General features: G+C 62.1%; 22 protein-coding genes. 11 read left to right on the top strand and 11 right to left on the bottom strand.

The window, feature by feature from the left end; translation table 11 throughout:
* Positions 1-169 precede the first annotated feature (169 nt).
* Both AC56PL_RS21140 and AC56PL_RS21135 read left to right on the top strand, forming a co-directional pair.
* The gene (locus tag AC56PL_RS21140; protein ID WP_497155071.1) at positions 170-679 is read left to right on the top strand and encodes a hypothetical protein; all 510 of its coding nucleotides are present in this window, start codon (positions 170-172) and stop codon (positions 677-679) included.
* 140 nt (positions 680-819) lie between these two features.
* Positions 820-2,286 (top strand): lipocalin-like domain-containing protein, encoded by a 1,467-nt coding sequence (locus AC56PL_RS21135; protein WP_497155070.1) that lies wholly within the window; start codon positions 820-822, stop codon positions 2,284-2,286.
* Between the two features lie 66 nt (positions 2,287-2,352).
* Here AC56PL_RS21135 and AC56PL_RS21130 read toward each other — a convergent pair whose 3' ends face one another.
* Together AC56PL_RS21130 and AC56PL_RS21125 are read right to left on the bottom strand one after the other, a co-directional pair.
* Positions 2,353-3,522, bottom strand: a complete 1,170-nt coding sequence (locus AC56PL_RS21130) for a zinc-dependent alcohol dehydrogenase (RefSeq protein WP_497155069.1) — start codon at positions 3,520-3,522, stop codon at positions 2,353-2,355.
* A complete protein-coding gene (locus AC56PL_RS21125; protein ID WP_497155068.1) occupies positions 3,522-4,064 on the bottom strand; it encodes a hypothetical protein in 543 nt (180 codons plus the stop codon). The genes AC56PL_RS21130 and AC56PL_RS21125 overlap by 1 nt, the downstream gene beginning before the upstream one ends.
* 182 nt (positions 4,065-4,246) lie before the next feature.
* On the opposite strand from AC56PL_RS21125, the gene AC56PL_RS21120 reads away from it, so the two are divergent.
* Positions 4,247-5,311: an NAD-dependent epimerase/dehydratase family protein gene (locus AC56PL_RS21120; protein WP_497155067.1), complete on the top strand. Its 1,065-nt coding sequence runs from the start codon at positions 4,247-4,249 to the stop codon at positions 5,309-5,311.
* Positions 5,312-5,418: 107 nt separating this feature from the next.
* Here the strand turns inward: AC56PL_RS21120 and AC56PL_RS21115 are convergent, their stop codons facing one another.
* From AC56PL_RS21115 to AC56PL_RS21100, 4 genes are all read right to left on the bottom strand, one after another.
* The gene (locus tag AC56PL_RS21115) at positions 5,419-6,135 is read right to left on the bottom strand and encodes an NADPH-dependent F420 reductase (RefSeq protein WP_497155066.1); all 717 of its coding nucleotides are present in this window, start codon (positions 6,133-6,135) and stop codon (positions 5,419-5,421) included.
* A gap of 25 nt (positions 6,136-6,160) precedes the next feature.
* A complete protein-coding gene (locus AC56PL_RS21110; RefSeq protein ID WP_497155065.1) occupies positions 6,161-7,489 on the bottom strand; it encodes an NtaA/DmoA family FMN-dependent monooxygenase in 1,329 nt (442 codons plus the stop codon).
* A 102-nt stretch (positions 7,490-7,591) separates the two neighbouring features.
* Positions 7,592-8,188, bottom strand: coding sequence for a TetR family transcriptional regulator (locus AC56PL_RS21105; protein ID WP_495518138.1), 597 nt, complete (start codon positions 8,186-8,188; stop codon positions 7,592-7,594).
* 51 nt (positions 8,189-8,239) lie between these two features.
* Positions 8,240-9,058, bottom strand: a complete 819-nt coding sequence (locus tag AC56PL_RS21100; RefSeq protein ID WP_497155064.1) for a thioesterase family protein — start codon at positions 9,056-9,058, stop codon at positions 8,240-8,242.
* A gap of 170 nt (positions 9,059-9,228) precedes the next feature.
* On the opposite strand from AC56PL_RS21100, the gene AC56PL_RS21095 reads away from it, so the two are divergent.
* The 6 genes from AC56PL_RS21095 to AC56PL_RS21070 all read left to right on the top strand — a co-directional run bounded on the left by AC56PL_RS21095 (position 9,229) and on the right by AC56PL_RS21070 (position 16,085).
* Entirely contained in the window at positions 9,229-10,245 is a 1,017-nt protein-coding gene (locus tag AC56PL_RS21095; protein ID WP_497155063.1) for an AraC family transcriptional regulator, read from the top strand.
* Between the two features lie 152 nt (positions 10,246-10,397).
* Positions 10,398-11,945, top strand: coding sequence for a flavin-containing monooxygenase (locus AC56PL_RS21090; RefSeq protein ID WP_497155062.1), 1,548 nt, complete (start codon positions 10,398-10,400; stop codon positions 11,943-11,945).
* Positions 11,942-12,904: an alpha/beta fold hydrolase gene (locus AC56PL_RS21085; RefSeq protein WP_497155061.1), complete on the top strand. Its 963-nt coding sequence runs from the start codon at positions 11,942-11,944 to the stop codon at positions 12,902-12,904. The genes AC56PL_RS21090 and AC56PL_RS21085 overlap by 4 nt, the downstream gene beginning before the upstream one ends.
* Entirely contained in the window at positions 12,895-13,812 is a 918-nt protein-coding gene (locus AC56PL_RS21080) for a metal-dependent hydrolase (RefSeq protein ID WP_495518143.1), read from the top strand. The genes AC56PL_RS21085 and AC56PL_RS21080 overlap by 10 nt, the downstream gene beginning before the upstream one ends.
* Entirely contained in the window at positions 13,809-14,927 is a 1,119-nt protein-coding gene (locus AC56PL_RS21075; RefSeq protein WP_497155060.1) for a PDR/VanB family oxidoreductase, read from the top strand. Before AC56PL_RS21080 ends, AC56PL_RS21075 begins: the two co-directional genes overlap by 4 nt.
* 12 nt (positions 14,928-14,939) lie before the next feature.
* Positions 14,940-16,085 (top strand): alcohol dehydrogenase catalytic domain-containing protein, encoded by a 1,146-nt coding sequence (locus tag AC56PL_RS21070; RefSeq protein WP_495518145.1) that lies wholly within the window; start codon positions 14,940-14,942, stop codon positions 16,083-16,085.
* Between the two features lie 24 nt (positions 16,086-16,109).
* Here the strand turns inward: AC56PL_RS21070 and AC56PL_RS21065 are convergent, their stop codons facing one another.
* Together AC56PL_RS21065 and AC56PL_RS21060 are read right to left on the bottom strand one after the other, a co-directional pair.
* A complete protein-coding gene (locus AC56PL_RS21065) occupies positions 16,110-16,901 on the bottom strand; it encodes an SDR family NAD(P)-dependent oxidoreductase (protein WP_497155059.1) in 792 nt (263 codons plus the stop codon).
* A gap of 126 nt (positions 16,902-17,027) precedes the next feature.
* Positions 17,028-17,588, bottom strand: coding sequence for a hypothetical protein (locus AC56PL_RS21060; protein WP_497155058.1), 561 nt, complete (start codon positions 17,586-17,588; stop codon positions 17,028-17,030).
* Positions 17,589-17,724: 136 nt separating this feature from the next.
* On the opposite strand from AC56PL_RS21060, the gene AC56PL_RS21055 reads away from it, so the two are divergent.
* On the top strand, positions 17,725-19,200 hold the full coding sequence (locus tag AC56PL_RS21055; protein ID WP_495518148.1) for an FAD-binding protein: 1,476 nt from the start codon (positions 17,725-17,727) through the stop codon (positions 19,198-19,200).
* Between the two features lie 88 nt (positions 19,201-19,288).
* On the opposite strand, the gene AC56PL_RS21050 is transcribed toward AC56PL_RS21055, so the two are convergent.
* On the bottom strand, positions 19,289-20,338 hold the full coding sequence (locus AC56PL_RS21050) for a hypothetical protein (RefSeq protein ID WP_495518149.1): 1,050 nt from the start codon (positions 20,336-20,338) through the stop codon (positions 19,289-19,291).
* A gap of 214 nt (positions 20,339-20,552) precedes the next feature.
* On the opposite strand from AC56PL_RS21050, the gene AC56PL_RS21045 reads away from it, so the two are divergent.
* Complete coding sequence (locus AC56PL_RS21045; RefSeq protein ID WP_495518150.1) at positions 20,553-21,074, top strand: nuclear transport factor 2 family protein; 522 nt, start codon at positions 20,553-20,555, stop codon at positions 21,072-21,074.
* A gap of 89 nt (positions 21,075-21,163) precedes the next feature.
* Here AC56PL_RS21045 and AC56PL_RS21040 read toward each other — a convergent pair whose 3' ends face one another.
* Positions 21,164-21,895 carry an ATP-binding cassette domain-containing protein gene (locus tag AC56PL_RS21040; protein ID WP_495518151.1) on the bottom strand — a complete coding sequence of 244 codons (732 nt, stop codon included), beginning with the start codon at positions 21,893-21,895 and terminating at the stop codon, positions 21,164-21,166.
* A complete protein-coding gene (locus tag AC56PL_RS21035; protein ID WP_495518152.1) occupies positions 21,892-24,687 on the bottom strand; it encodes an ABC transporter permease subunit in 2,796 nt (931 codons plus the stop codon). Before AC56PL_RS21035 ends, AC56PL_RS21040 begins: the two co-directional genes overlap by 4 nt.
* Positions 24,688-24,714 lie beyond the last annotated feature (27 nt).

The following is a 24,714-nucleotide window of genomic DNA, read 5'->3' as shown; positions in this document are numbered from 1 at the left end:
CGATCACTTCGACGGTTTTCCGAACAGCTAAGACCTGCTCAGGCCGAGAACCCTCCTGAGGCGCATAGACCGCGGACAGACCCGTTGTTGCAATTTCTATGCAGTCGTTCCATAACGTCGGTCGCGAAAGCGCCGATGTTCGGTACTTCAGGAGTTGAGGGAGCATTTCATGTCAGTTCGCACGCTGATGCGCGGCGCGTCCGCATTGATCGTGGCCATCGGGGTCAGCGCCACCGCTACGGCAGGAATGGCAGCGGCGTCGCCGATCGCCGACATCATCAAGTCGCTCGACACCGGATCGTCGGGCGTTGGCCCTCCGGGCGAAGGTGAATACCAACCGGTTTGGATCAGTTTCAACGACCTGGGTCGTGAGACAGTGCACATAACGATCGAGGGCACCTACAACTGCGTCAGCATCGAGGACCCCTCGGCTTATCGGCTGCGCAGCTATTCGTCCCTGCGAGTATCAGCGGTGCCGGACACCACCCCGCCGTGCCCCGGCTCCGCGGATATCAAATACACCGTGCGCACTATCGAAGGGGCACCATGGGGTGCATTCGCGGTGGAGTACGGACCGCGCGGTGCGGACGCACGGTGCATTCCTACACCGGCACCGCCTGGGAAACAACAACTTTACTGTCGTGATGGTGGCCGGCAACTCGAATTCAGTCTTCGCTAGGGTCGTGCCGCGCCATCCTCGGTTCAGCCACGGTTCAACAACGCTCAAGACTGAAACGAATTGCCCACCAATCATTTTGGAGACTTCGGGTATCGCATGGACTTCAGCAGAATGCCCGTATCGCAGAGAGCAACAGCCAAATGACACAAACTTCCGTGAAAGCCCGCGCAGCTGCGCTCGGCGTCGTCGCGGCGCTCACGGCGGCGCTGACCGCGTGCGGAGGCGCGGAAGAAGTTGCCGCGCCGAATGATTCGGGAGCAGTCACCGCATCGAACGTTTCGGGCGCAGTCCCCGCGCCGAGCGTTCCCGTCCCGGCCAACCCGATATGGACCGGCACGACCAAACCCGACCCGGTACCCGAGGAGAACGCCGTCCTGAGCGTGCCCAAGGACATGTACCGCCACGAAAGTGCCCCCACCGAATGGTGGTGGCACATCGGCACGCTCCGCGCCGGCGACCGGACGTTCGGCTTCGAGATCAACGCCGCATCCTTTACCGGTCAGCAATTCGCGATGACTCAGGTCTCCCTCAGCGACATCAAGAACGAGCGCCACTACCAGCGCACGCAGGTGTACGGGCCGACCCCCTTCGGAGCCTTCGACGTCGCGACCTGGGCAGAGGGCGATCCGAACAAGGACTGGTACGCGAAGCTCGGTGATCCCGGCTGGGCGGTCGGCGGTTTCAGCGTGCCGGACGCGGGATCCGGATACACGAAGGCCCCCGACGTGAAGATCGAGGGCGACGGATCCGGCGCCTCGGGCATCGCCATCCTAGATGCCGACGGCGGCGTCGGCCAGGTCGCCCTGCTGCAGCCGGGCACCGGCTACACGACCACGCCTACCGTGACTCTCACCGGCGGCGACGGCCAGGGTGCCACCGCGGTCGCCGTCCGCAACTACGTATCGATGACTGCACCTCAGGCAGACCCGAGCAGGAACATCGCTGTGCAGGCGCTGCTCGTCGACGATAAGACACTCGACGAGGTCGAATTCGATCTCACCTTCTCTCAGCAGGGGCGTCCGTTTTACGTCTGGGGCACAGGGATTGAGCCCAGTGCCACGACACAGGACATCACCAAAGACAACTACTACCTCTCCTACACCAGGCTCGCGGCATCGGGCACGATCACCGTCGACGGCGAGGAGTTCGCGGTCGAGGGCACCACCTGGATGGACCACGAGTACGGCTATTTCGGCGGCAAGACGTCCGACACCCGCGTTCGCTGGCTACTGCAAGACATGCAACTCGACAATGGCTACACGATCTCGAACGCAGGCATCATCGCCGAAGGCTACAAACCGCAGATCGACGTCTCGGTCGATGCCTACGCGACCCTGCAGGATGCGGACGGCAACATCTATTACGTCGCGAGCAAGGTCACGCCGGTCGGCGAGCTGTGGACGAGCCCGGACAGCGGGAACGGCTACGCCCAGCAGTTCCGCGTCGAGATCCCCTCCTTCGATGCAGACATCACCGTCACGACGCGACTCCAAGACCAGGAGTTCAACGTGGGCAGCGCACCCATCTACGAGGGCACCGCCGACCCGGTGGGCACGTTCCAGGGCAAGCCGGTCTCGGGCGACGCGTGGATCGAGCAGGCGTTCTGACGCCAGCGAGGCCCCGGTGCTCGGCTAATTCGGAGTAGCGCGAGAGCGAGCCTTCGGAAGGCCACCTCACGGACGAAAAACAGCCCGCACACATCCGTCAGATTTGTTCTTGAACAGGTCGTATCCTCGGGCCGCGTCGATGAGCGGCATCTCGTGTGTGATCAGGTAGCTGGTGTCGAGGCGCCCGGACTCGATCAGAGCCAACAAAGCCGGTACATAACGCTGTCCGTGCTGCTGCGCTGTGCGCAAGGTGAGACCTTTGTTCATGAGCGCACCCGTGGGGAATTTGTCGGTGACTCCGTATACGCCGAGCATCGCGACGGTACCCCCTTTCCCGCACGCGATGATGGCTTCCCGCAGCGCGGCCGCACGGTCGGTTTCCAGGCGAAGTGCCTGTTTGGCCTTGTCGTAGAAGTGTTTGGCTCCGTCGGTCACGCCTTCCATGCCCACCGCCTCGATGACGGCGTCCGGCCCCCGTCCACCGGTCATCTCACGCACCGCGTCCACGACGCTGTCCGTCGAAGAGAAATCCAGGGTTTCGGCTCCGACCACATCCTGTGCCAGTTGCAGTCTCTCCGCGATCTGGTCGATCACGATGACCCGCTCGGCGCCGAGCACTCGTGCACTGGCTGCCGCCATCAAGCCGACGCCGCCTGCACCCCACACAGCGACGGTCTCGCCGCCGGTCAGATCGCAGAAGTCGGCTCCCATGTACCCGGTGGGCAGAGCGTCGGAGACGAACAACGACTGCTCGTCGGTGACGCCGTCGGGTATTGTAAAGCAGTTGGTGTCTGCGAACGGTACACGGATGTACTGGGCGTGCGACCCCTGGTATCCACCGAAAGGGTGTGTGTAGCCGTAGATTCCGCCCGTTGGGTAGCCCAGTAGCGGCCTTTGTAGTTCCGCGTTGGGATTTGTGGTGTCACACAGGGAGTACAGGTCGTCTTCGCAGTACCGACACTGCCCACAGCCGATGAACGAAGGGACCACAACCCGGGTGCCCACGCGCGTCCGCGACACCTCGGGACCGGTTTCGACGACGCGGCCCATGAACTCATGGCCGATGACATCGCCTTCACGCATACCAGGAATGTAACCGGACAAGAAGTGGAGATCCGACCCGCAGGTCGTAGTCAAACCCACCTCGATGATTGCGTCGTGGGGATTCACGATGGTGGGATCGGCGACGGTTTCGACGCTCAACTCGTTGACGCCCATCCAACACAGTGCCTTCATCACAGGTCCTTTCCGGAGGTGGCGGGACGGGCGGCCGGAAGCGGTGCCAAAGCGGGTATCTCGCCAGTCTGGATCAGCGCTCTGGCGCGGTACAGAATGGCGAAAGCTGCGGTGCGAGAAACGAATCCCGGTATTGGAAGAGACAGCTGCAGCGAGACGACAGTCCCGAGATCGCCTGGTGCGGCGGCCGTACGGACCTGTGCCAACGGTGGCACATCCTGATCCTCGGTTCGCTCGAACACAAGCTCGTGTTCGGTCTCGGCGACAGCGGTCTTCACTTCTGTCGACGCTCCGTCGACGTCGAAGGTCCAGATGACGATGTCGTTCGTCGCCTTGACCGAAGCCACGTCACCGAGAATTCGAGAGATTTTCTCCGGGTCCTGCCACACCGCCCTGACCAGCGCTTCGGAAGCGGCAATGGTGAGGCTGACGGGCGTCGACAGGCTGTCCGGATCCCGGCCGCCGCCTGCTTTTGCGGCGACCCGGCTCGCGGTTGCCACCGCCTGTTGCGCGATCTTTCTGGCTGGTCCGCTTGCGTCCATGCCGGACGACTACCCGACTCCCCCGGTTGACAAACGACACGTCTATTTATTTCGGACGTCTGCATCCATTGCAGCCAGGCGTTTGGGCTCCGCCGCGATCTGCGGAGTGGCCCCACGAGCATCGAGTCCGTGCGAACGCAGTTGCCGGTGTCAAGACGGCCGCATGTGGGTATCCGGTGACAATGAGCAAGCACGGGCTGACTGTGGTCGTCACCGGCGCGACGGGCAATGTGGGAACCAGTGTCATCGCGGCACTCGGCAAACGCCCCGAGGTCGCGGCAATTCGCGGCGTCGCTCGTCGACGAACCACCCTGGCCTTTCCGAAAACCGAGTTCATCGTCGCAGACACCGCCGTCGACGATTTTCGAGGAATTGTCCGGGGCGCTGACGTCGTCGTCCACCTGTCCTGGATTTTCCAACCGTCCCACGACCCGGTGGTGACGTGGGAGAACAACGTCCTCGGAGCGATGCGAGTGTTCCAAGCGGCCGCGAACGAGAAGGTGCCCGCAGTGGTCTACTCGTCGTCGGTCGCGGCGTATTCGCCAGGTCCGAAAGACACCACCGTCGACGAAAGCTGGCCCACCCATGGTTGGCCGGGAGCCGCCTATCCGCGGGAGAAGGCCTACCTTGAGCGTTGGCTCGACGATTTCGAGCACCGCACCCCGCAGCTGCGGCTCGTCCGGATGAGACCGGGCTTCATCTTCAAACGCGAGTCATCGACGTCGCAGCGACGCCTGTTCTTGGGACCCTTCGTGCCCCGGCGATTGATCCGAGATTCGTTGATACCCGCGGTGCCGCAGACACCGGGCCTGGCGTTTCAAGTACTCCATAGCTCCGACGTCGCAGAGGCATTTGCCGAAGCCGTTGTCCGACCGGTCAGCGGTGCATTCAACGTATGTACCGACGAGGTCGTCGATGGACGCTTTCTCGCCGATATGCTCGGCGCCCGGGTAGTCCCGGTCCCTGCGAGTGTGCTTCGTGCCGGGATCTGGGCCGGATGGCATGCCCATCTTGTGCCAGCTTCGCCAGGCTTGTTCGACACCGTGTTGCGTATACCTCTGATGAACTGCGACCGCGCTCGCGGCGAACTCGATTGGAACACACGATTCACCGCGCGGGACGCACTCGAGGAGGTGTTATCCGGTATGCGCACAGGTGCCGGGCTCAATACCGAACCACTGGCTCCCGACAGCGCCCGTCGCCGCCTCAACGAAATCGCTCAGGGCGTGGGACGGCGCGATCGGTGAAGTGACGCCTCGTGTCGAGGTGTATCCGGATGGCAAACCTTCAGTGATCATCGGCGGCAGCGGTACGTAATCCGCCGCTGACACCGGCTCGTACCTCCTACATCTTTCTAAAATGTGCGGTTGGCGACGTCCACGGGTGTGGCGGCGTCGAGTGCCGCGCGGAGCTTCTCCTTCGATACCGGCGCGGCCGGAGCGGTCATGAACTCTTCGACCGGCACATTCGGATCGGCAAGATAGACCTGTGTGTAACCGGCCGCTTCCGGCTCAAAACGCCACGTCTGCGAAACGGATCCGACATCGAGGGTGTCAAAACCCAGGCGGTCGATCAGACCAGCGGCGAGAGCGACCGCATCAGAATCAGCTCCGGCAATGGGCAGGGCGCTGCGGTCCGAAGCACCGGACGGACGCGCCAGCTGCGGAATGTGGTGGGCAAGAATGTTGTTGAACGCCTTCACCAGAAATGCATCAGGCAGATGCTGCTGGTTCCACTGATACTGGTTGACCGTTCCCGAGTCGAGGTCGGCAATGCGGCCGTCCCGAGACGGATAGTAGTTTCCGGTGTCGAGTACCGTCTTCCCGCTCAACAACCCCTTGGGCAACGCACTGTAGGCGTGGGCCGGGATACTGAGCAGCACGGCCTCCCCCGCGTTCGCGGCTTCCTCGATGGTGCCCGCTGCAGCGCGGGGTCCCAGCTCCTCGACCAAACCTGTAAGGCTCTCGGGCCCTCGCGAATTGGCGATCACTACGTTGATATCGGCGGCGACCGCCAACCGTGCGACTGCAGTGCCGATGTTTCCGCTACCGATGATTCCCAGTGTTGTCATGATGTGTGCCCTGTTCTCTTGGAGGTCAGTGCGATACGCGCGCATCGCGCCCGTAGCGTGGTGCGGCCTTGAGGTTGTCTCGCAAGGTCGGACCGTCGTAGTCAAAGTGAAAGATCCCGCGTTCCTGCAGGATCGGCACAACCCGATCAACAAACGCGTTCACGCCGTCGTGAAGACCGTCCACGGCGATCGAGAAGCCATCGCACGCACCGGCTTCAAACCATTCCTGCATGTGATCGGCGATATCCTCGGGCGTTCCGGCGACAACAGGGTGATAGTCGATCACGCCGTGCGCTATGACATCTCGCAGCGACCAGCCTTCTCGGACTACCTCGAGCGCCCGTTCCGATCGCGGATCGCCAGGGTCGGCCACGGCACGAGCGAGCATGGCACCGGAGACCGGGCGATCAATATCGTTGTAGCTCAACCGAAGTCCCAACATTGCTCCCAGGTATCCGACGCGCTGTTCGAGATCGATCGACTCATCCAGACGACGACGCCGCGCCAGTGCATCCTCCTTCGAATCGGCGACGGTCGGCATGAACCCGGCAAACATCTTCACATCGTCCGCCTCACGGCCGGCCGCGACCGCGGACGCACGCAGCGCTTGCCGTTGCGCACGCCCACTCTCGATGGTGTAAGGGTTGGCGTACACACCGTCCGCGTACATGCCGGCCAACTCGATCCCCTCCCGCCCACCACCGGCCTGAAAGATCACCGGCTGCCCCTGCTCGGACGGCGGAATGGCCAGAGGGCCCCGCGCAGCCACGTACTTGCCCCGCAGATTCACTGGACTCACCTTGTCGGGGTCGGCGTAAACGCCGCGTTCGACATCACCGATGAACGCGTCCTTCTGCCAACTGCCCCACAAAGACTCGACGATCTGAATCACCTCGTGGGCCCGCTCGTATTTCTGTTGCCGCGGAGGAATAGCGGCACCGAAGTTGGCCGCCGCCTGAGGACTCGAGGTAGTCACCGCATTCCAACCGACGCGGCCGCGACTGATCACGTCGAGCGCCTTGTATTGCCTGGCGAGGTTGAACGGTTCCGTGAACGTCGTCGAGCTTGTCGCCACCAATCCGATCCGTGAAGTCTCCCGCGCTATCGCCGTCATCACCACAATCGGATCGAGCACGTAATTCAAAGGTTGCCGCGCAAGATCGATGTCCAAGGCCGGCGTATCGGCGAAAAACAGCAACTGGATCTTGCCGCGCTCTGCGCTTCGCGCGAAGCGGACGTAGGCGTCCATGTCGGTGTGGCTGTCCAAGTTCACATCGGGCAACCGCCAGGCACCCGGTTCGCTGCCGTATCCGCCTACCAACTGCATGGCCAGCAGCATCTGCGGCTTATCCATCGATCAAACCTCGCTATCCGGAGAGGCTCTCCGCTGCGCTCGACGTTACGGATAGGTTCTCCGCTTAGCAAGCTCAGGTCGAATCACACCTCGCCTACGCGCTTACTGCCGCGTGTCTGCAGATCGGGCCCAGCCCGATCGCATCAACGCCCGCAACGCCTCCGACGACGTCTCGTCCGCCATGGCGGCACCACTGACCCATGACATCGCGAGCACTGCGAGGAACAACTCGCGACCCCGCACCCCGCCGCGCGCCGCCCCATCCCGTTGGGCCGCGTCAAGGAAGTGCTCAGTGGTGGTGACAAACCCTTCACAGGTGAGCGCCAAAGGCGACGTCTCTTGAGTCAGCGCCTCGCGCAACGGATTCGGCAGGCCCTCGAACGCCGAAGACCATTGGGCTACCGCATCGAGCCATTCTTGAAGAGCTGAGGCGGAATCCGACTCATCAGCCTCGATAGCGTCCCGACGAGCCGCCAGCTCTTCGTCACGACTGCGAAGCAACTCAGCAAGCAACGCATCCCGAGACGGAAAGTGTCGATACAGGGTGCCCGCACCGACACCGGCACGCTTGGCGATCTCGTTGATCGAGCCCGAAATCCCCTCCTCCGAGAACACCTCCTCCGCGACCGCCAGGATATGGGCGCGATTCCTCTCACCATCCGCGCGCGGGCGCCGCGACACTGTCTTCACTTCAGCCATACCCGGCCCCCCTCCTTCGACGCCGAGAAGTTCCCGACATCGACCCCCAGCTTAAGCGGAGAAACTCTCCGGAGGCGCCGGGCGTCTGGCGTAGAGCGCGACCGTTTGCGTCGCGGTCAGGACGAGGGTTTTGTCCGCGTCATAGACCGCCATCGTCTGGTACGAATAGCCGTTCGCTGCGTAGTCACTCGATGATCTGATGAGGAACCATCCCGACGGGTCGGCGACGATGTCGCTACAGAAGTGCAGGGTCCAGGTCATGGTGCTGATGGGCGCCCACTCCACGAACGAGGTGGTGACCGCGGGAGCGAGGCAGTCCGCAAGCGCCACCACCGCAACATGCGGGTCGACGTCGGTCGCGTCCAGATGGCGGGCCCAGGCAATGAACTCGGGCCGATCGGCCCTCGACAGGGGTGTGGTTCCTCCGGCGCGCCTGATATCAAAGTTTTCGACAAACGTCGGCCGCAACGATGAAGCCTCCGCGAACGGCGGGCACTCATCGGGTCCGGGAACATCGGGCTGAGTAATGGACGAGTGATCGACAATGCTCGCACGTGGACGTGCGAACACCAACGTGGCCAGTGATGCGACCTCAGATTGGCTTGTACATTCCACCGTGATGCTTGTGGTCGAACGACCTTGTCGCACCATGCGAGTGGCCATTTGGACCGAATCGACAGCCGGCGCGGTGAACGCGAACTGCGCCGATCGCAGCGGGGGAAGGTCCGGGCCGTGAGCCTGTCGGGCCGCCTCGACAGCCAAGGCCGCGGTGAGGCCTCCGAACGCCGTGCGGCCCTGGGTCCACGACTCCGGGACAACAAAATTTGCCCCCGCATCGAACGGATTGATGACCTCGGCAAACGTCGGCATGAATGTTCCTCCTGATGAATACCTCTGGTGCAACGAAGATCTCAAGGGCTCGATCAGCGTCGCCGAGACATGATCGTTGTAGCACGAGCGTGCAACACCGTTCAGCGGCAGTTGGGTACCACCCAGACCGAACTTGTCTTTGTACGACACTGCCCCCCACACTGTCATTCATGGCTGTCTTGACGCGAGGTTCGCTGATCTCCCGGGCAGATGAGCTCATCACCGAACTCGGCGGGGATGCCGACAGGCTTCTCCGGTCGCGGGGCATCGATCCGCTCGCGGTCGGCGACTTCGACCGGTATGTCCGCTACGAAGACGCGGCTGCGGTACTTGGTCACGCAGCGCGCGAATTCGATTGTCTCGACTTCGGGTTGCGACTCGGTGGCATGCAGAGCATCGCATCGCTGGGACCGCTGAGCGTCATCTTGCGCAATGCCGAGACGGTGGGCGAAGCGATCACGAACTTCTGCCGTTTCGTCGGAAACCTTGCGCCCGCCGACACCGCGCGGCTGACCACGTCGCCGGGATCGGCGATCTACTCGTACTCGACGATCCTCCACAACGACTTCGACCGGCGCCAGATGGTGGAGAAGAACCAGGCACTGGCCATGAACGCCATCAACGTCATGATCGGCGACAGAGTGGGGCCGATAAAGGTCACGTTCCAGCATGAACGGCTCGCACCACTGGAGTCCTACTTCGATGTGTTTGCTTGCCCGGCCGAGTTCGGGCAGAGCCAGAACACCATTCACCTGTCGCCGGCACATCTCACCCGTGCCATCGCGGATCGCGACGAAGCCGCACTCACACTTGCCCAGGAATACCTGGCCCGGGTCCATTCCGGCGTAGCACTGGCCGAGCATGTCCGCGACGTCACGCGGCGTTTACTCCTGGTCGGCGAGGCCGGCCTCAACCAGGTGGCCCGAGCGGTGTCGCTGCACGAGCGCACGCTGCAACGCGAACTGGCGTCCGAAGACACCACCTTCGAGAAAATTCTCGACGAGGTTCGACGGGCGAGCGCCTGGGAGCTCGCCGCAACCGGCTTGCAGGCCTCGCAGATCGCCTCGGCCCTGGGCTATGCCGAGCAGAGCAGCTTCACCCGTGCCTGCCGCCGCTGGTACGGCGAGTCGCCGCGAGCCCTGCTCAAACGGCGACGCGGCAGTCGCCCGGAGGATCCGATCCTCTAGGTTGGCACGCCGAACTGACCCTTCCGCCGCACCGTGGAACGAGCCGCTGTCGTCAAATGGCAAATCTATGTCGCCTGAAGACAAGTTATAACGCCGCCCTCTTGCGACGCTTGTAGGCAACGTCACACAGAAGCTCAACTACGGGAGTTGACATGCCTACAGCCCCTGCGCCTGATTCAGGCGTCGCATTCGATCACGTCGACGTCCTCGTCGTCGGCGCCGGCCTGGCCGGGATCGGGATGGGATACACCCTCAAGCATTCACAGCCCGCCCGAACCTTCGCAATCGTCGATGCGCGCGAATCAATCGGCGGCACGTGGGATCTGTTCCGCTACCCCGGGATTCGCTCTGATTCCGATTTGCAGGCATATGGATTCGGCTTCAAGCCGTGGCGTCGCGACAACTCGATCGCCGACGCCCACGAAATCCTCGACTACCTCCAGGAAACCGTCAGCGAAAACGGTCTACAACGCCACATCCATCTCGGCTTCAAGGTTGTCCAGGCGGACTTCTCGACACCCGAGCAGCGTTGGGTGGTCACACTCGAGCGTGCCATCGACGGAGTCCGAGTCGACGTGACCGCGTCGATGTTGTTCTCCGCCGCCGGCTATTACGACGCCGCTGAGGGTTTCACGCCGGAGTTCGCGGGCCGTGAAGACTTCGGGGGCCAGATCATCCACCCGCAGCATTGGCCCGAAGACCTGGATTACTCGGGCAAGAAAGTCGTGGTCATCGGAAGTGGCGCCACCGCGGTCACACTTCTGCCGTCGATCGCAGAGAACGCCGAGCACGTCACAATGCTGCAGCGGTCCCCGTCGTACGTGATCCCCATCCCGCGCAAGGATCCGATCGCGAACACACTCCGACGGATCCTCCCCGAGAAGACTGCCTACTCGATCTCTCGCGAGATCAGCATTCGCAAAGGAAATCTCGTCTACAAGGGCAGCCGGAAATTCCCACGACAGGCTCGGGTACTCGTCCGTAAGATGACGGTTGCCGCGCTCCCCGAGGGCTTCGACGTCGATACCCACTTCCATCCGGAATACGACCCGTGGGACCAGCGCATGTGCATGGTCCCCGACGGTGACCTGTTCAAAGCAATCGCGAAGGGTCGCGCCGCGGTGGTCACCGACAAGATCGTGCGGTTCACCGAATCCGCGATCGAACTCGAATCAGGTACGCGGCTCGACGCCGACATCATCGTCACCGCTACAGGGCTGAAGATGGTGCCCTTCGGAAAGATCGCATTCGCGGTCGACGGCCGGCCCATCGACCTACCCGACCACGTGATCTACAAGACCGTAATGGTCAGTGATCTCCCGAACTTCGCGTTCACCGTCGGGTACGTCAACCACTCATGGACTCTCAAGGCAGACCTCGTCGCACAGTGGTTCTGCCGACTTCTCGACCACATGAGCGAGAACGGTTACTCCAGCGTCGTACCCGTCGTCTCCGACAGTTCGATGCAGGTCAAGCGATTCATCGAATTCGACGCGGGCTACATCAACCGGGCGATGCACCTGTTCCCCAAGCAGGGCGCCCACGGACCGTGGCAGGCTCCCCAGGACTTCAACCGCGACCGGATCGTCCTCGGCAAGGACCCGATCGACGACCCCGAGCTTCGCTTCACGTCGGGCGCTTCACATGCCGCCGGTTTTGCGGACGACGCCATCGAACAAGTGAAAGAAGCCATCCAGTGACCAACGAACCGACCATGCACGGGACCCCCGCACTCATCGCCAACAATGCCACTCAGCCAGGTGAGCCAACGCAGTTCGCCGACGCCACCGACGGCGTCAAGCTCGCGATTTACGAGTACGGCGACACCGACCGGCCCACGGCACTATTCGTCCATGGGTTTCCCGACGACCACTCGGTCTGGGAACCGGCAATCGCTCTGGCGGCCGCCGACTTCCACGTCGTCACATACGACGTGCGCGGTACCGGATCATCAGGCCAACCCGCCAAGCGGGACGGGTATGCGATGTCCCAACTGCGCGACGATCTCGCGACCATCATCGCCCTGACGAGCCCCGACGCACCTGTCCATCTGATCGCCCACGACTGGGGATCGATCCAAAGCTGGTCCGCTGCAACTGATCCAGCATTCGCCGATAGACTCATGTCGTTCACGTCCATCTCCGGCCCGAGCCTGGACATGGCGGGCGCCTGGTTGCGCCGTGGGCACCGTCATCCACGCGATTTCCTCCGTCAACTCGCCGACTCCTGGTACATCTTTGCGTTCCAACTGCCGTTCCTCCCCGAAATGCTGGTACGGCGAGGTGTCGTCGAGAAGTTGATCTCCCGATCCGAGAACGTCGGCGTGCCGACCGACCGTCAGGTCCCGTCCGGACGTCGGTCCCGGCGCGACGCGATCAACGGAATCGAGTTGTACCGCGCCAATTTTCGCCACCTGCTCACACCACGACCCACTCGAGCGGTGTGTCCGGTGCAGGTTCTCGCCCCGACCGATGACGCGCACGTCACCGTTCCCCTCGGACTCGAAGCACCAAAACCGTTCGTGGACGGCCTGCGTATACGCGAAATCCCAGGCAACCACTGGGTGGTGGAGCAGAACCCCACCCTGATCACAGCCCTCGTCACCGAGTTCATCAGCACCGGTGTGAAGCACCAGAACGGAGATTCGAGATGGCCATGACATCGCAGCGCCACGGCGATCCCAGCAAGGTCGCACTGCACGCCCGCAACGTGAAATTCGATTGGGCCGGTTTGCCATTCGAGTGGATTCCGGGTGAGCGCTTCTCCTCGCACTACATCAACGTCCTTCATCTCTTACTCCCCGAGGGTGAGCGCTGGTTCGTGAAGGTGTTCAGCGAGATTCTGCCGATGATTCAGGACGACCAGCTACATGAGGACATCGTTGGGTTCATCGGGCAGGAAGGCGTCCACGCCGCCTCCCATCAGGGGGTGCAGGACTATTTCAACGCCAACGGTCTCGATGTCAGGCCGTACGTCGCGGAAATCGAGGACATGTTCCGCAAGGTGCTCGGGGATCGTGACCTCGAGGGCCAGGCCAGGGAAGAATGGCTGATCGAGCGTGCCGCATTGGTCGCCGGGGTCGAGCATCTCACTGCAGTACTGGGCAATTGGAGCCTCAACTCCCCCAAGCTCGACGAGCTCAAATCGAACGAGACGATGCTGGACTTGCTCCGATGGCATGGAGCCGAGGAAGTCGAACATCGCACCGTCGCGTACGACGTCTACAAGCACATCGACGGCCGGTACTGGCGCCGGGTCCGCACCTATGCGGTGGGCGGAATCCTGCTGTTCTCTCTGTGGTGGCGCGGCGTCAAGTTCATGACGGCGAACGATCCCACGATCCCGGCCTCCGCGAAGCGACCCCGTGCCAGCATCGTCAAACTGATGTGGGCCGAGGTCCGTCACATCGTTCCCGGCCTGGGTACCTTCGCGAAGGCATCCTGGAAGTATTTCCTGCCGACCTATCATCCGTCCCATGAGGGCTCGACATCGCAGGCCGTCGCCTATCTGGCGAAGTCGCCCGCGGCCATGCGTGCAGATGCTCTTGCGGACGCCCAGACATCATGAGAGCAATTACACACCAACCGAATCGACGCGGAAGGGGCGATCAGCCCGTTCGCTACACGCCGGGAACCGATATCCCGGACGCGTTCGTCTTCCGATTCTTCGAGACGGTGACCGGGAAATGGTGGACCAAAGCCGCCCAGCGTTCGGCCCGTGGCCGTTCGCCGGTGGCCACCGTCGACCGTGATCTACATGTTCGGGTTGCGCGCGTCAGCGAAGAGACCAGCGACGTCCGGACGCTGTGGTTCACCCGCACCGACGAACAACTGTTCCCGGCCTGGGATCCCGGCGCCCATGTCGACATCGTCCTACCCACCGGCCGGACGCGCCAGTACAGCCTCAACAGCGACCCCGACGATCTACGTACCTATCGCATCTCGGTCCGCCGCATTGACGAAACCCGCGGTGGTGGTGGAGGTTCGGCGGAGGTCCACACCATTGAGGTCGGGCAGGAATTGACGCTGAAGGGTCCACGTAACGCGTTCCCGTTCATCAACTCTCCCCGCGGGTATGTCTTCGTCGCCGGCGGTATCGGGATCACGCCCATTCTGCCGATGCTGCGCGATGTGGCTCGTCGAGGCGACCCGTACGTCCTCATCTACACCGGCCGAAACCGAGCGTCGATGCCCTTTCTCGACGAGATCAGCCAGATCGTGGGCGACCACGACGTCCACATCTGGCCCGACGACGAGTACGGCACACCCGACGCCGGCAAGATCATCGACCTCGCACCAACCGGTGCCGCGCTCTACACATGTGGGCCGGCGCCGATGATCGACGCCATTCGCGCACAGATTCCGGACCCGCAGATCGACACACTGCATTACGAACGGTTCAGCCCACCACCAGTTCTCGGTGGAGAGGCGTTCACCATCCGGCTCGCGAACACGGGTGTAGAGGTACAAGTCAAGTCCGACGAGTCCGCTCTGACGGCGATTCGGCGGACCAAGCCAGGACAGGCCTACTCCTGCCAACAAGGTTTCTGCGGAACGTGCAAGGTGCGGCTACTGGACGGCCAGGTCGAGCACCGAGACAATGTTCTGACCGACTACGAACGCGATGACCACATGATCCTGTGCGTCTCTCGCGCGCAGGGCTCAATTTCCATCGATGCATAGGAGATAGACGCGATGAAGGCCGTTGTCTGCACGGAGGGCGAGCTCAGCGTTCGCGAGGTAAAGACACCCGAACCAGGTCCGGGACAAATCCTGATCAAGGTACTGCGGACCGGGATCTGCGGATCGGATCTGCACGCCACCAAGGACGCCTCCGAGTTGAATGCGTTGATGCTCGAATCGGGTTACACGACAGCGATCCTTCCGGACCAGGAAGTCATTCTCGGTCACGAGTTCCTCGGCGAGGTGGTGTCGTACGGCCCGAAGACCCGGGGCCGTTGGGCTGCGGGTACGACGGTCACGGCGCTGCCCATCCTTCGCACCGAGGTCGGAATGCATCTGACGGGCTTCGACATTCACGCAGCGGGTGGCTATGCCGAATACACCCTCGTGGAGGAAGCGCTGACATTCCCCGTTCCCGACGGTGTCTCGCCCGACAAGGCCGCGTTCACCGAGCCGCTCACCGTCGCACGGCATGCGGTCCGTCGATCGGGAATCAGCAAAAAACGCCCCGCCGTCGTCATCGGCTGCGGTCCCATCGGCCTGGCGGTGATCCTGATGCTCAAGGCTGCAGGCGTCACGACGGTCATCGCATCCGATCTCTCATCCGGCCGGCGGAAGCTCGCCACCCAGTGCGGTGCCGATGTGGTCGTCGACCCCAAGGTCCAATCGCCCTGGGACACCATCACGCTCAAGGACCCGGTGAACTCGACGCCGGAACTCCTCGCTTTCGCACTCAAGATGACCAAAGCCGTGCGCCGGATCCCATTCGCCTCGGTGGAGAAGATCTTCTTCGGCGCCGATCGACTCGGCCAATCTCCGAGCGGTCCAGTCGTCTTCGAATGTGCCGGCGTCTCCGGAATCATCGATCACATAATCGCCAACGCACCGCTTCGGTCGCTGGTGACCGTGGTCGGAATGTGCACCGAAGTCGACAAGTTCCGCCCAGCTGTTGCCCTCAGCAAAGAGATCGACCTGCGCTTCGTCTTCGGTTACGACCCAGCAGAATTCAGCCAAACGCTGGGCATGATCGCCTCCGGCAAGGTCGACCCGTCGCCGCTGCACACGGCGACCGTTGGCCTCGACGGCGTCGCACAGGCATTCAATGACCTCGGCGATCCCGAGCGCCACGCAAAAATCCTCATCGATCCGTCCCGGTGAGAGTGCAGCAGAGCCCCGCCGGGTTCACAGCACGCTCTTCATCTGCTTGGCGACAAGGCGCATGGTCATGACCGGCGCCAGTCGGGTCAGCGCTCCCAACAGCTTCGCATCGGCCCCCACCAACAGTCGAGCTTTACCCTTCTCGATGGCGTCGACGATTTCGCGAGCAGTCTGCTCCGGTGTTGTCGACCGAACCTTTCGGCTGCCCGCATCGATCATCGTCACACCCGAGTTTCCACTGATATCCGTACTGATATTGCCGGGAAAGACTGCCGTCACCGTGATGTTCGAATCGATGAGCTCCTCATACAGGCCCTCGGTGAACTGCTTCACTGCCGCCTTCGTTGCGCTGTAGAACGTCTGGCCCGCGAAGGCAACGAGAGCGGAAAGGCTCGAGATATTGATGATGGCGGCCTCAGGCCGCTTCCGCAGCTCCGGGAGGAACGCGAGGGTCGTGTGTACGGTTCCCCAGAAATTGACATCAACAATCCGACGGATCTCATGCCGCTCGAGTTCTACCGACGGAACAAAACGATGAATGATCCCCGCGACGTTGAGGAGCCCGTCAACCTGACCGTGTTCCGCGATCACCTGCGCAGGTAGGTCGTCGACCACTTCGGGATCGCTGACATCGGCCACGTGTGTCGACACCCGCGCGCTGTCCGGACCCGACAGTTCCCGGGTCTGGTTCAATGCGGCCTGATCCCGGTCGATCAGAGCAACTCGAGCGCCCCGTGCGAGTAGTTCGAGTGCAACCTGACGGCCTATGCCATTTCCAGCTCCGGTCAGCGCAAACACCTTTCCAGCGATCCTCATCGTCCATGCCTCACTTTGTCAGCCGACACCCTGCTCGGACAGCGCCGTTGGACAGCGCCCAATTGCTCCTCATACGACCCATTCCGACCTCTGGCAGTTGGAAAGCCGCGTGACGGTCGGCCACCATCACGCCCTGCCAGCATTCGCGCGTTCCGCCAAGGGCACCGAATCTGTCGTGTCGAGAACGACGTCAAGCCGGTGCATCAACAGTCCGCGGTCGGTGATTCGCACTGCGCCACAGGCAGTTCCGGTCGACAACGACAACGGCCTACCGTCGACGATCTTGGTGACAAAAATGTATGACGCGAACTCCACCACGTCACCGGAAAAACTCGTGACATGCACATTGGAGCCACAATGCCGCAACGGATAGGGGCTATTGATTCGATGATCCTCCTGCCACACCATCACTGCGTCCGCACCGGCGATGTCGGCTCGCACGAACTCCTCGTATTCTGTTGCGCCGCTATCGGTACGGGAACTGAAAGTTGCATCATCTGACAGCATTCCACGCAGAATTTCAGGATGCCATTCGTCGTAGTGGTACCACCAGGCACCCACGAGTTGTGCTAGTTCGATCGCAACTGCGGAAACGCTACGCTCTTCGAGACCGGAAACCATGGGAACTCCTGGGACTGGCGGGAACCATCTGATTGGCTGATCCCACATGGTGTTCGAGCCGCACACCCCTGACAACCCGGGGTGCCCATAGAGCGGGAGAGAGATCTCTTCACACACAACTGTTCCCGGTGAGAGGGAGTACCTCTGGCGCACAAGGGTGCGCATTGACCTACTTTGATGAAACACGCAACTAGGAGGCACCGTGGTAGATCCGACCCTCAAGCCAGTGAGATCTTCAACCGTGGCGACTTGGTCACTCGAAGCGGACGTCGTGATCGCTGGTTTCGGGATAGCTGGAGTCGCAGCCGCGATCGAGGCCGCGCGCGCCGGTGCTGACGTACTGGTCCTGGAACGGCTCGGTGGCGGCGGCGGTGCCGCCGCCATGTCCGGTGGTTTCGTCTACTTGGGCGGCGGCACACCGTTGCAGCGCGCGTTGGGTTTCGACGACACGGTTGAGAACATGAAGGCATTCATGAAGAGCGCCTTGGGCCCGGGCGTCGATGAGGGCAAAGTCGACATCTACTGCGAGGAAAGCGTCGCCCACTACAACTGGTTGATTGATGCCGGGGTTGTCTTCGACGAATCGTTCTGGGGTGAGCCGGGTTGGGAGCCCCCTCACAGTGAAGGACTGATGTATTCCGGCGGTGAGAACGCTGCACCGTTCAATGCCCTCATCCCACCGGCACCCCGCGGGCATCTTCCCCGAAAAGCAGCCGAGGCCGAGGGGGAACAGACCGGTGGTCACATGCTCATGAAACCGCTGATCGAGTGCGCACAAGCGCTCGGTGTCAGAACGGTATTCGATACTCGCGCGCAGTCTCTCGTGATCGATGACGATGGACGCGTTACCGGAGTGGTGGCCCGCCAATACGGGGCCGACCTCACGATCCGCGCCCGCCGCGGTGTGGTTCTGGCGACCGGAAGTTTCGCCTACAACGACGAGATGCTCAAGGACCATGCACCGCGGATAGCAGGCAGACCGGCGGCATCGATCGAAAGCCATGATGGACAGGCGATCCGAATGAGTCAGGCATTGGGTGCCGCCACCTCTCACATGGATGCAACAGAGGTTGCGATTTTCTGTGACCCTCAACTGATGGCACGTGGAATTCTCGTCAACGCACGCGGTCAGCGTTACGTCGCCGAGGACACCTACCCGGGCCGTATTGCGCAAGAAACCCTTCTCCGCCAAGGTGGTGATGCATTCCTCGTGATCGACGAGGCCTCATTCGAGGAGGCCACGCAAACGGAATCAACCAGTGCGGTGATGCGGGGAACGCCGACCTGGGTATGCGAGACCGTCGAAGAACTCGAAAGCGAAATGGGGTTTCCCACCGGCGGCCTGACCTCGACGATCGAATTGTTCAATCGTCATGCGGCGGCCACGTCGTCGGACCCGTTCTTCTCCAAAAAGAGTGAATGGGTCAAACCGCTGACAACGCCCATCGCCGCGTATGACCTGCGCGGCATGGTGGGTGGATTCACCCTGGGCGGGCTCAAGACGACGGTTGATGCCGAGGTCCTCCACGTCAGCGGAGAACCGATACCCGGACTGTACGCCGCCGGCCGCTGTACATCCGGAGTGTGTGCCGGCGGTTATGCCAGCGGCGCGAGCTTGGGAGACGGTAGCTTCTTCGGTCGACGCGCCGGCAAGGCCGCGGCGGCACTCAAAGTCTGATCACCGACGGGAACTACACGCTCAGAAGCCACACGACCAAAAAGAACCATCCCGGACGCTCGTCCGGGATGGTTCTTTGCTCGTGCGGTCAGCTGCGCACTTCCAACGGCGCCTCCGCAGGGTAGGAACGGGGAGCCATCTTGTAGAAATCGGTGAGTTGCGCGATGAACGCTGTGTCGGTACCGGGCTCGCTCGGTTCGGGAACCGTGACACCCTTCGCTCGCAGGTCTGCGATGAGCATCCCGAAGGCCTTCTCCATGGTGAGGTCATCTGTGTGATCTTGGTAGCGTTTGACGTCCGCCAGATCATCGAAAAGCAATGCGGTGTAGTGCACGAGCATCCTCATGTCGGCGTTTTTCACATGGCTGATCTCTGTATCGCCGTTGCGAATCGACCACTCGTCATCACCGACGCTGTGCAGTGTCGACGACAGGTCCAAACCCGGTAGATCGCGCCGATCTCGGGGACCGCTGGATTCACGACGGTGGTACATGCGCGAATTATCGGTCAGTATCGCTGTATTCCAGAACGGTGCGGCGAAGCGTTCTGGTGACCGGTCGGGCCCTTTGGGCCAGTAGGTGAATCCACCGTCGACGTCAGAGTTGTAGAAGTAAGTGATCACCTGCGCAGTCTTGACCTCCCAGGCGTCGAACAGCCCCGACTTGAACATCACCGCCAGCAGCCAGAGCGGTGCATTGTGCAATCCGATTCCGCGGAAGCTCCCGGTGTCGAAGTGGCCGGCATCGAAGCTGTGCGACGGGCCGCACATGTTGAACAGAAGGTCGTGTGCCATCCCGTACTTGGCGCCGTGCAACTGTTTTGCCGTGTCCAGCAGCTTACGGCCGAAATAGATGTCATTCAGCTCCGGATAGAGGACCACTCCGTCATTGCCGAGGAATCCACGGAAGACCGGCGCCACGAAATCGGACAACCGGGCATCTGATCGACGGTTGTTGCCGCCTGACACGGCAAGGTACTCCTCGGTGGACGCGAAGTGATGGGCAAGGATCAACCGCCAGGGCGCGTTGTCCCGAATGACCGACGTGAGGGTCGCAATCTCGTCCGGTGTATAGAAATCCTGGATCATCGACGGCGGCGCCACCGGGGTCATCGGGTGCCGTTCGAGCGTGGCTGTCATGGAGCGCTCCTATTTTGTATCCAGACGAAACCCACCGAATGGTGAGCATGACTAGCACCACGGTAAATTGACTGCGACGCAGGTCTTGAACGTCGTCCCACGCAACGGGAGAGATCGAATCACGCTGTTGAACAGGATGATTGAAATCCGCAGTTCTCCCACTGACCGGTTATCGTCCGGTACCGCGGACCTTCCGGATGACTAGCGTCCGAGCATGACAACATCGTGGGACAGAACCGAATTGGAATCAGCATTTCAGCATTGGCGCGCCACCGTCACTCGAGCAGCTTCGGGACAAGGCAGTTGGCGCGAGTTCGTCGACCTGTTCACACCCGATGCCACCTACCACGAGCAGATGGTGGGTGTTTTGACCGGACACGACGCCATCTGGGCCTGGGTCGAACCCACGCTGGCCCAGTTCCCCGGGTCGGCGATGACGTCATTCCCCGACTATTGGCATCTCATCGACGATGTCAACGGGGTCATCGTGGTGAAACTGAACAACTTGATGCGAGATCCGGGCGACGGTTCAGCGATGGGTTCGGACAACATCAGCATCCTGACATATGCGGGCGACGGGAAGTTCTCGTCGGAGGAAGACATCTATGATCCGGCGGAGTTCATCGGGCTCATCGAGGGCTGGGGCAGGCGCGCACTGGAATTGGGGACCCTCAACGACGCCGAACGCCACTGGTATGAGACCGCGATGCCCCATGCCGTGCCCGCAGACCGCTGACCTGTAACCGCTTTCGGGACCCGCGAACACAACATTGCCGGGTCGATGAGTTCAAGAACTCACCGACCCGGCAATCGTTTGACGTCGCGCTATCGTGCGACCGTGGTAACGGTCTCCCCCAGATAGGCGGCCTCGATCCGTCGAGGATCAGACCGGAGGGATTCGGCGGAATCATCCAGCACAATGCTGCCGTGCACCAGCACCGCGGCCCGGTCTGCTGCGCGCAGCGCCAGGTGTACGTGTTGCTCCACCAGCACCACCGCCATGTCGTCGTTTGTAGCAAAATCTCTTAATACCGAGAGGATTTCGTTGACGATTACTGGCGCCAGGCCCATGCTCAACTCGTCGATGAGCAGCACCTTCGGACGTTGGAGGATTGCGCGGCCAATGGCCAGCATCTGTTGCTCGCCACCCGACAATCGACCGGCATCGACCTTCAAACGCTTCTCCAGCGAGGGAAAATGCTCGATGACTTCGCGTATCCCGCCGGCCCGCCGGGAACGCTCGGGCACAGCCAACCGCAGGTTCTGTTCCGTGCTGAGACTTCGGAACAGCGCGCGGTCATCCGCCACGAGTACCAATCCGGACCGGACAGCGTCACGCGGGTTACCGCCACGGACGGCGTGGTCGCCGACCAGAACCTCACCATCAAACCGCGGCAGCAGGCCCGCGAGTGCCATCAACAACGTGGTTTTTCCGGCACCGTTCGGACCGAGCAGGCAGGTGATCTCTCCCGCCTTCACCGTCAGATCTACTGCGCGGACACAGGGCCGCTGCTTCGTGTAGCCGGTGGTGAGCGCACGACATTCCAGTGCAATCATGACGATGTCTCCTGTGATGTGAGTACGGGACTCGTTGGCGCGAGTTTGTCGGCCACCACATCGGTGCCGACGTCCTCATCGGAGGGAACCCCCAGGTAGGCACGGAGCACTTCCGGATCTGTGCGGATCGCGCTCGGCGGCCCGTCAGCGATCACCCGACCGAGGTCCAAGACCACAACCCGATCGCAGATGGTGAGCACCAGGTCCATATCGTGGTCCACCAGCAGAATAGACGTACCCGCATCACGCGCCGCCCGCAATTTGTCACCGAGCCAACGGCTTTCATTGTTGTCCAGTCCGGCGGCCGGTTCATCGAGCAGTGCCACCACAGGTTCGGCGGCGAGAACCCGTGCCACAGATACCAATTGCCGCTGTCCCTGTGACAGCGATGCAACCTCGGCAGCGCCCAGTTCGGACAGCCCGAGAAGATGCAGCACTCTGTGGACCCGCTCCCCCGCGCCCAACGAAGATTGCGACCGCGTCGCACCCACAGTGACGTTTTCCGCCACCGTCAGGTCGTCATAGAGCTCGACGTCCTGGAAACTGCGCCCCAATCCGGCCCTGCTGCGAGCGTGCGGCGGTCTGCCCCCGAGGTCGATATCTCCCAGACGCATGGAGCCCGTCGCCGGCGCGAACCCGGTGATTGCATCGATGAGGGTCGTCTTACCTGCACCATTGGGTCCGATCAGACCGACGATCTCGCCGCGACGAACCTCGAAGGAGACCTCCGATGCGGCGGTGACCGCACCGTAGCGCACGGTGACGTCATCGATCACCAGCAACGGTTCCCCGCCAACAGGCGCGGCTGCGGCCAGATCGGTGGTGCTGATCTCCTGTGCGACAACGTCTTCAGTCTTGCTTCTCCTACCGAGCGTCGGCAGCGGAAGCCTCGGCAGGGTGCTCGCGATCCCGTCGGGATTGAGCATGACAGTGATGATGAGCAAGAGCCCACTGATTACCGCGTAATAGTCACCGATGTTCAGGAATCGATCGACGAAAAGGTACAGAAGGCCGCCGGGTGCCATGATGCCGGCGAGTATCCCGCCGGTAATGGACGAAATTCCGGCGACGTACATAACCGCGAACAGGGTGATGCCGACGAACACCATGAATGGTTCAGGTGTGGCCAACGTCTGCTGGTAGCCCATCATCGCACCCGCGAGGCCGGCGATAAACGCACCGATCGCGAAGGCGATCAACTTGGTCCTTGAAACGTTGATCCCGGTGGCGGCGGCGGAACGCTCATTGGCACGGACTGCGAGCATGTCGGTGCCCAGGCTGCTGCGTCGTAGCCAGGCCACGGCCAACGCAACGGCGGTCAGCACAGCCAGACACATCAGCCCGAATGGGATGCGTGGATAGTTTTCGCCCGCACCGATCGCGAAGTCGATACCGAAAAGCTTTGGCGGATCGATGGGTGCGCCGTTCACTCCGCCATTGAGTGAGGGATTACGGAACCAGAACGCTTCGAGGAAGACCGCCAGCGCCAACGTGACGACGGTCAGCGGCAAACCTCGGACACGGAGTGCCGGAAGTCCGACCACCACGCCGATCACAGTCGCACATGCAGCGGCGAGAATCGGGGCGATCGGGAAAGGCACACCTAGGTCGGACGTGAGGTTGCTGAGAGAGTATGCCGACGCTCCGGCGAGCGTGAGTTGTGCCAGTGAGACCTGGCCGGCGTATCCCGTCACCACGACCTGGGAGAGCCCCAAGATCCCGAAGATGATGCTGGTGATGACTGCTGCCCGCCAACTGCCCGAGGTCGCAAACAGTGCGATCACCGCCACCGCGAGGGCAGCCACGGTAGGGATGAGTAGGTGGTCGGGGCGCATTGCCCGACCCAGCGCTTGCCGTACAACGCTTCCTCGATCCGGCAGCGGCCTTCCTTTGACCACCAGGAATCCGACGATCAGGATCAACGAGATCCCCTCGGAAACACCAGTTTTGGGCAACCAGTCGAGTGTCGCCTGGAGATTGGTCGCCTCTGCCTGGAGGGACCCGATCGCGATGCCCGCGATCACAGTCAACCAGATGGACGAGAAGTTCCCGACCAGTGTCGCCGCCAAAGCCGGGACGATGAACATCGAGTAGGCGACGGGATTCAGCGCGACAATCGGCGCGATCAGGATGCCGCCAAGGCCCGCGACGGCCGAAGACAATGCCCAGTTGCTGAAGGCAATCTTGTCCGGCGACAGTCCGGTCAGGTAGGCGCCCTTCTCTGATTCGGCTGCGGCCTCGGTCGAAACACCGAACCTGGTGTACCGGAACACGAGAGTGGCAATCACGGCCAGGGCAACGATTGCCAAGGCCAGCCAGATCCGATCGGTGGGGATGGTGCTGTCGCCGATCGAAATCGTGTCGAGCGCAAAAATCGGTTCGACTGCCACCAATCCGGTTCCCGCCCGCTGCGCGATGAGCGCTTGGAGAACGATCATCAAGCCGATCGAAGCGACCGCCTTCGCCACGGTGGAGGCATTGCGCATCGGCCGGAAGATCGCTGCGTAGAACAAGATTCCCAGCGCTGCAGCGATCACCAGAGAGATCGCCATGGCCGGGGCCACCCCAAGAGGTCGACCGAAGTCGATCGTCTTGGGGAGCCCCGGTATCGGGACCATCAGCTCACCTGTGCGCAACAGCGCGTAGGTATAGGCGGTATACAGAGCAACCGCGCCGGTAGCGAAGTTGACGACCCCCGAACTCTTGAAGGTCATGACGAGCGCAAGGCCGATGGCGGCATATACGGCGCCGTTACCCAACCCGAGCGCCAGGTACGCAAGATGGTCAGTCATGATGTTCTCTCTCGCAAAAAGGATGTG

Source organism: Williamsia sp. Y721 (assembly GCF_059683565.1).
Note: the sequence above shows the minus strand (reverse complement) of the source record. Positions and strands in the feature narration are given on the sequence as shown.